This window comes from Prevotella sp. MGM2, from assembly GCF_002933955.1.
Lineage (GTDB): Bacteria > Bacteroidota > Bacteroidia > Bacteroidales > Bacteroidaceae > Alloprevotella.
On sequence record NZ_BEWW01000302.1, the window covers coordinates 1 to 7,717 of the forward strand.

At 49.6% G+C, this 7,717-nt stretch carries 6 protein-coding genes; all 6 read left to right on the forward strand.

Annotated features, from left to right (window positions below):
- The first annotated feature begins 398 nt into the window (after positions 1 to 398).
- From C5S62_RS10910 to C5S62_RS10935, 6 genes are read left to right on the forward strand one after another with little or no spacing between them, the layout of a single operon-like run.
- Complete coding sequence (locus C5S62_RS10910; RefSeq protein ID WP_104405410.1) at positions 399 to 1,895, forward strand: 2-isopropylmalate synthase; 1,497 nt, start codon at positions 399 to 401, stop codon at positions 1,893 to 1,895.
- Positions 1,892 to 2,182, forward strand: a complete 291-nt coding sequence (locus C5S62_RS10915; protein WP_104405411.1) for a hypothetical protein — start codon at positions 1,892 to 1,894, stop codon at positions 2,180 to 2,182. Before C5S62_RS10910 ends, C5S62_RS10915 begins: the two co-directional genes overlap by 4 nt.
- Positions 2,183 to 2,231: 49 nt before the next feature.
- Positions 2,232 to 3,608: a 3-isopropylmalate dehydratase large subunit gene (leuC, locus tag C5S62_RS10920; RefSeq protein ID WP_104405412.1), complete on the forward strand. Its 1,377-nt coding sequence runs from the start codon at positions 2,232 to 2,234 to the stop codon at positions 3,606 to 3,608.
- A gap of 53 nt (positions 3,609 to 3,661) precedes the next feature.
- Positions 3,662 to 4,249, forward strand: coding sequence for a 3-isopropylmalate dehydratase small subunit (gene leuD / locus C5S62_RS10925; protein WP_104405413.1), 588 nt, complete (start codon positions 3,662 to 3,664; stop codon positions 4,247 to 4,249).
- A gap of 26 nt (positions 4,250 to 4,275) precedes the next feature.
- On the forward strand, positions 4,276 to 5,778 hold the full coding sequence (locus C5S62_RS10930; RefSeq protein WP_104405414.1) for an alpha-isopropylmalate synthase regulatory domain-containing protein: 1,503 nt from the start codon (positions 4,276 to 4,278) through the stop codon (positions 5,776 to 5,778).
- Between the two features lie 42 nt (positions 5,779 to 5,820).
- Positions 5,821 to 7,197: a S9 family peptidase gene (locus tag C5S62_RS10935; protein WP_104405415.1), complete on the forward strand. Its 1,377-nt coding sequence runs from the start codon at positions 5,821 to 5,823 to the stop codon at positions 7,195 to 7,197.
- Positions 7,198 to 7,717 lie beyond the last annotated feature (520 nt).

The window sequence follows — 7,717 nt, forward strand, 5'->3', positions numbered from 1 at the left end:
GAAATGTAACAGAAGGTTAAATATGTTAAACTTGAAAAGGAAGAACATGTTTTATATCATACCGATGATGCGCTGTTTAAGTGTAGCTATGTTGTCATTGTGCATTTTGATAAAAAAACAGGCTGAAAAGTTTGTATATGTAATTATTTTTATAAATTTGCAGGCAAAAGAGTAAATTATGATAGCGGCTTGCATTTCCATTCTACGACTGCGTGGTATTATTCTATCCTCCTCGGGAGCATGGAAGTGAGTAGCATGTTTGCAGTTCTGCCGGAAAAGAAACTGATGCCGGCGATGATGGAACAAGAATATCGGTCTTTCTCACTTCCGGGTGTGAAAGACCGACTTTTTTAGAACCTACTTTATCTTGAAACGAAAATTTTAAAATACAAAACATTATGAGCGACCGACTTTTTATCTTTGACACAACATTGCGTGATGGTGAACAAGTGCCGGGGTGCCAACTCAACACGGTGGAGAAAATCCAGGTGGCCAAGCAACTCGAGGCTTTGGGCGTAGACGTGATAGAGGCTGGTTTCCCTATCTCCAGTCCTGGTGACTTTAACTCTGTCATAGAAATATCGAAAGCTGTTACGTGGCCCACAATATGTGCTTTGACCCGTGCAGTGGAGAAGGACATAGACTGTGCCGCCGAAGCCTTGCAATATGCCAAGCATAAGCGCATACACACAGGTATCGGTACAAGTGACAGCCATATAAAGTATAAATTCAACTCTACGCGTGAGGAAATCATCGAACGCGCTGTGGCTGCCGTGAAATATGCCAAACGTTATGTGGAGGATGTGGAGTTTTATGCGGAAGACGCCGGACGCACTGACAACGAGTACCTGGCCCGCGTGGTGGAGGCTGTGATAAAGGCCGGCGCCACGGTGGTGAACATACCGGACACTACGGGCTACTGTCTGCCACGCGAGTATGGGCAGAAAATCAAGTATCTCATGGAGCATGTAGACGGCATAGACCGCGCCGTTATTTCCACGCACTGCCACAACGATCTGGGCATGGCTACGGCATGTACGCTGGAAGGTGTGCTCAACGGCGCGCGTCAGGTGGAGGTGACGGTCAACGGCATCGGCGAACGCGCCGGCAATACGAGCGAGGAGGAAATCGCTATGATATTGAAGTGTCATCACGACCTTGACATACACACCAACATCAACACACAGAAGATTGCCTCTACCAGCAGGATGATCAGTTCACTCATGAACATGCCCGTGCAGCCCAACAAGGCCATTGTAGGGCGCAATGCCTTTGCACACTCTTCAGGCATCCATCAGGATGGTGTGTTGAAAAACGTGGAGACCTATGAAATCATCGACCCGAAAGATGTCGGCATCGACGACAATGCCATTATCCTGACGGCGCGTTCGGGACATGCGGCCCTGAAACACCGTCTGGAGGTTTTGGGCATTGATGTGAGCGGTGACAAACTTGATTATATCTATGAAAGCTTTCTCAAACTGGCCGACAAGAAGAAAGAAGTGACTGATGATGATATCCTGGTGCTGGCCGGTGAGGAACGCTCGAGCGCACACACCATCAAGCTTGACTACCTACAGGTGACCAGCGGACATGGCGTGCGCCCTGTTGCCGCCATCATACTCGACATTGCCGGCGAAAAGTTCCGCGCGGCAGCGGAGGGCAATGGCCCTGTAGACGCCGCCATCAATGCTCTCAAGGACATCGTCAAACGCAAAATGACACTCAAGGAATTTACCATACAAGCCATCAACCGTGGTTCTGACGATGTGGGCAAGGTACACATGCAGGTGGAATATGACGGGCAGGTCTATTACGGTTTCGGCGCCAACACTGATATTGTGGCGGCCAGTGTAGAGGCATATATCGACTGTATCAACAAATTCAAGAAATGAATCTCTTTCCCAAATGGATGCTGGCACTGGCCGGTGTCAACCTCATTCCGGTGCTTCTGAGTCCGTTCTACATGTTCGGCGGCCTGCAGCCGTTCGGCACAAGCGACAGCACATTTGTCCGTTTTCTGCTCTACATGCTTACAAATGCCGTATGGTTTGTTCCTTCCATACTCTTCTTTGTCAGCCTTGACCTTTTTCGTCGCGGTTATGAAAAGGCGGGGGTGGCGGTAGCTCTTGTCGGCGTGGCGCTCACTGCCACCTGTGTGGCTTTGCTCTTTCAGGCATGAAATGCGGTAACTTGTAAGAAATATTCTATTTACACAAAAAACATACAGCATGAATACTTTATTTGATAAAATATGGGACAGCCACGTGGTGCAGCATGTAGACGATGGTCCCGACCAACTTTACATTGACCGTCTTTACCTCCACGAGGTTACCAGTCCGCAGGCGTTTGCAGGCATGCGTGCCCGCGGACTCAAATGCTTCCGCCCGGATCAGATTGTTTGTATGCCCGACCACAATACGCCGACCCACGACCAGGATAAGCCTATCGACGACCCTGTGTCAAAGCAGCAGGTGGACACTCTGGCGCGTAATGCGCACGACTTCGGGCTGAAACATTTCGGGATGATGCACCCCGATAATGGCATCATACATGTGGTGGGACCGGAGCAAGGACTTTCGCTACCGGGTATGACCATCGTCTGTGGCGACTCGCATACATCGACACACGGTGCGATGGGGGCTGTTGCTTTCGGCATCGGCACGTCGGAAGTGGAGATGGTGATGGCCTCGCAGTGTATTCTTCAAGCCAAACCAAAGTCTATGCGGATTACCGTCAACGGCTGTTTGGAAAACGGCGTAACAGCAAAAGACCTGGCACTTTATGTGATGAGCCAAATCACGACAAGCGGCGCAACCGGCTACTTTGTGGAATACGCGGGAGAAGCCGTACGCTCACTGTCAATGGAGGGGCGTCTTACACTGTGTAACCTCTCTATTGAGATGGGGGCGCGCGGAGGTTTTATTGCTCCCGATGAAACAACGTTTGAATATATTAAAGGCCGCCCCTACGCTCCGAAAGGAGAGGAGTGGGACAAAGCCGTGGCTTATTGGTCTACGTTGAAAAGCGGCGATGATGCCGTTTTCGATAAAGAGGTAGTGTTTGATGCTGAAGATATCGAACCGATGATTACCTATGGCACCAATCCAGGAATGGGCATTGGCATTTCTTCCGAAATACCTGTGCCACAAAATGCTTCTGACGAAAAGGCTTTGGAATACATGCAATTCTCCGCAGGAGAGAGAATGGTGGGGAAAACAGTGGATTATGTTTTTCTGGGAGCCTGCACCAACGGGCGCATTGAAGACTTCCGGGCTTTTGCCTCTATTGCCAAAGGCCGCCAAAAGGCACCGGGGGTAACAGCATGGCTTGTGCCAGGATCGTGGCATGTCACAGCCCAGATAAAAGCCGAGGGACTTGACAGAATACTTGAAGAAGCCGGTTTTGAAATACGACAGCCGGGATGTTCTGCTTGTCTGGCCATGAATGACGATAAGATTCCGGCGGGAAAACTAAGCGTGTCAACTTCAAACCGTAACTTCGAAGGCCGTCAGGGGCCGGGAGCACGTACTTGCCTGGCTTCGCCGCTGATGGCCGCCGCCGCCGCTGTAACGGGAGTTATTACAGATCCCCGCGAACTTCTTTAATTTTCACCGAAGTTTAATTCCTCCGGATTTTATTCTTCATAAAGTAAATTTACATGAAACAGAAATTCAACATCATAAAAAGCACTTGTGTGCCACTGCCACTCGAAAATGTGGACACCGACCAGATCATTCCCGCACGCTTTTTGAAAGCTACCGACAAGGAGGGATTTGGCGACAATCTTTTTCGTGACTGGCGTTACAACGCCGATGGTTCTCCCAAGGATTTTGTTTTGAATGATTCCACCTATGGCGGTGAGCTCTTAGTGGCAGGAAAGAATTTCGGTTGCGGTTCCAGTCGCGAACATGCCGCCTGGGCTATTGCCGGCTACGGTTTCCGTGTTGTGGTGAGTAGTTTCTTTGCTGATATCCATAAGCAGAATGAACTCAACAACTTTGTGCTGCCTGTGGTGGTGACGGAAGATTTTCTCAGTGAACTGTTCAACAGCATTAAGGCTAATCCGAAGACCGTCCTTACCGTAGATCTGCCCAACCAAACAGTAACAAACGAATCCACAGGACATTCAGAACATTTTGAAATCAACGGCTATAAGAAATATTGCCTTATGAACGCTTTCGACGACATTGATTTCCTGCTTGAAAACAAAGGTAAAATAGAAGCGTACGAACAGCGGCTAGTCTGACACCTATGAAGCGAAAAATAGAAATAATGGACACGACACTCCGCGATGGCGAGCAAACCAGCGGAGTATCGTTTGTACCACCGGAAAAACTGCAAATCGCAAAAAAATTACTTCGCGATGTACGCGTAGACCGTATAGAGGTGGCTTCGGCACGTGTTTCGGCCGGAGAGCGCCAGGCCGTTATCGATATCTGTGAGTGGGCTGGCCGCCACGGGTGGACTGAGCGGGTGGAAGTTCTGGGCTTTGTGGACAATCATGTATCGCTTGACTGGATTGCCGCTTGCGGCGGGCGTGTCATCAACCTGCTGACAAAAGGGTCGTTGCGCCATTGTCGCCTGCAATTGAAGAAATCACCAGAAGAACACATCGCCGATATTTTGCGCGAAGTGGCGTATGCCGACAAGCTTGGCATATCGGTCAACGTTTATCTGGAAGACTGGTCAAACGGTATGAAAGACAGTCCGGAGTACGTTTTTCAACTAGTGGATGCCCTGAAAGAAACAAGCATCCGCCGCTTCATGCTTCCCGATACGCTTGGCGTGCTCAATCCTCTGGCGGCAGTAGACTATCTGCGTAAGATGCGCAAGCGTTATCCCGAATTGCATTTCGACTTCCATGCCCACAATGATTACGACCTTGCCATTGCCAATGTATCGGCTGCTGTGCTTTGCGGTTGCCAAGGCATCCACACCGCTGTGAACGGCCTTGGCGAACGGGCCGGCAACGCGCCGCTGCCCAGTGTGCAGGCCATATCGAAAGACCATTTCAACATAGAGACGGAAATAGACGAGAGCCGGCTTTTCGAAGCGAGCCGGCTCGTGGAAAGCTACAGCGGCATAGCCGTTCCGGCCAACAAACCCATTGTAGGAGAGAATGTATTCACTCAAGTGGCCGGAGTGCATGCCGATGGCGACAATAAGTCGGGGCTTTACTGTAACGCTTTATTGCCCGAACGTTTTGGCAGGCAACGGGAATACGCACTCGGAAAAACCAGCGGCAAGGCTAATATTCTCAAGAATCTGGAGGCCTTCGGACTTGAGTTGACGCCTGAGCAGACGCGTCTTGTGACGCAACGCATCATAGAACTTGGCGACAGGAAAGAAGTGGTGACACAAGATGACTTACCCTACATCGTTTCAGACGTATTGAAGCACAATGCCCTCGAAGAGAAAGTAAAACTCATCAGCTATCTTGCCACGACGGCCTACGGCCTGATGCCATCGGCTTCGCTCAAGATCGAAGTGGACGGCCGCTGCCATGAGGCGCATGCCACCGGCGACGGACAGTATGACGCTTTCATGCGTGGAGTGCGCGACATCTACAAAAACACACTCGGCAGGCCCTTCCCGATCCTTACCGGCTACTATGTGACGATACCACCTGGCGGTCGCACCGACGCTTTCGTGCAAGCAGTCATAACATGGTCGTTCAACGGCAAGACCTTCCGCACACGCGGTCTTGATGCCGACCAAACCTGTGCGGCCATCAAGGCCACCATCAAGATGCTCAACATGCTTGAAGAGATGTGATAACCAGGTCATGACATCTTAAACCCACCACGTCATAGGAAAATGAGAAAAATTCTTTTCATAATGTTATCGCTACTGATAGCATGGTCGGCAACTGCCCAGAAACTCAACGGTTCGTGGCTTGGAAAACTGAGTTTGAACGGCGGACAAATCACTTTGCGTCTGGTTCTCCACTTCACTCAGGATGAAGAAGGCAATGACCTTTGCACCTTCGATAGCCCAGACCAAGGAGCAGACAACATCCCGGCCACAGTAAATTATGTCACGGCCGATTCCGTGGTTGTTAACCTTCCTACTCTTTTCGCAAGCTATAGCGGAAAGATTGCAGAAGGTCAGATAACGGGCCACCTCTGTCAGGGCAAACAATTGCTGCCTGTCACATTCAAGCCGGGTACGGCTACGTTCAACCGACCGCAAACGCCGCTCCCGCCTTTCAGTTATGTTACGGAGAACGTCAGTTTTGTCAATAAGACAGACAGTGTGACTCTGAGCGGCACGCTGACCTATCCGTCCGATTATGACAGCAAGAAAGTCAAGGCAACTCCCGTAGTGCTTATGGTTACGGGCAGCGGCACTCAAAACCGCGATGAAGCGCTTTTCGGCCATAAGCCATTTCTGGTAATCGCCGATTATCTGGCCCGTCACGGCATAGCCACATTGCGTTATGATGATCGCGGAGCGGGACAATCCACCGGCGACAGCCGTGCGATAACGATAGAGTCGAACCTGCGCGATGCCATGGCCGGTCTCAACTATTTGGAACGCACAAAGTCATTTGGAAAAATCGGAATACTGGGGCACAGCGAAGGCGGTGTCATCGCCTTTATGGCTGCCGGCCGTAATGAAAAAATGCCCGATTTCATTGTCAGTATGGCCGGATGCGGTGTAACAGGTTACAAAGTTCTGACCTATCAAAACCACAATGCACTTCTGAAATCCGGTATGCCCGACAGCATTACCCATGACTTCTGCCGTGCGTTGGAGCAGATGTTTGAATATAAGATTCACCATCCTTCCGTTCATGATGCTCCCGAAGTGGCCGATAGCCTTTGTGCCCAGTCCGGTGTGTCTCTCCCTTTCATGCTTAAGGCGGCTTTGCGGCGGGTGCTCGCCCCGGGATCCCCTTGGATGGAGAGTTTCATTGCTTACGACCCGACAAACGATATTGCCACAACGAAGTGCCCCGTTATGGCACTTAACGGTAACCTCGACAGGCAGGTGCCTCCCGCTATGGGTACAAAGGCCATAGAGAAACTGCTGCCCGATAACAAGTTGACGCTCATAAAAGAATATCCGGAACTCAATCATCTCTTCCAACGCTGTAAAACAGGACAGCCGGAAGAATATTCGGTAATCGAAGAAACCATTTCGGAAGAAGTATTGAGCGACATTGTCCGATGGATCAACGGACTGAAATAACAGGGAATGTAGCATGACTGTTTTTTATGTCATGCTACATTCCCTACGCTTTTGGGGGTATTCTTTTTTAGCCAAAGGCAGGCCATCCTCCCTGTTCGTATTTTAACATATTTAACTTTCTGTTACATTTTTGAGTGTTAAAAGATAGGTTCGAAGTAGTGGAATCCCAAAAGTCCGTATCGGAATTTTAACACGAATACTTGGAATTTCAAATGCAATACGGGGAATTTCGAAAAGAAATACAGAGAATATACACACAAAATCAACTGAAAATCAATATAAAATCAGGACTTCCCACTGGAAAGCCCTGATCCTCTATTACAAAGATACTATATTTTCCTCCGGAAAGCAAATAGTGTTAAAAATGAAAAGTAACATTTTTCATGACTGACAGACGGGATGAAAATCCTGATCATCGCTCTTTTAAATTCACGCGACAAGTATTGTAACCATCAATATGGCTCCTGTGGAAAAGGCGCGTGAGTTTGACCCCCTCGGGCACGCGGGATTTGACCCCTCG

Coding starts and splice junctions, on each gene's coding strand:
- leuD (WP_104405413.1), top strand. CDS start 3,662: ATGAAACAGAAATTCAACATCATAAAAAGCACTTGTGTGCCACTGCCA.
- C5S62_RS10935 (WP_104405415.1), top strand. CDS start 5,821: ATGAGAAAAATTCTTTTCATAATGTTATCGCTACTGATAGCATGGTCG.
- C5S62_RS10915 (WP_104405411.1), top strand. CDS start 1,892: ATGAATCTCTTTCCCAAATGGATGCTGGCACTGGCCGGTGTCAACCTC.
- leuC (WP_104405412.1), top strand. CDS start 2,232: ATGAATACTTTATTTGATAAAATATGGGACAGCCACGTGGTGCAGCAT.
- C5S62_RS10930 (WP_104405414.1), top strand. CDS start 4,276: ATGGACACGACACTCCGCGATGGCGAGCAAACCAGCGGAGTATCGTTT.
- C5S62_RS10910 (WP_104405410.1), top strand. CDS start 399: ATGAGCGACCGACTTTTTATCTTTGACACAACATTGCGTGATGGTGAA.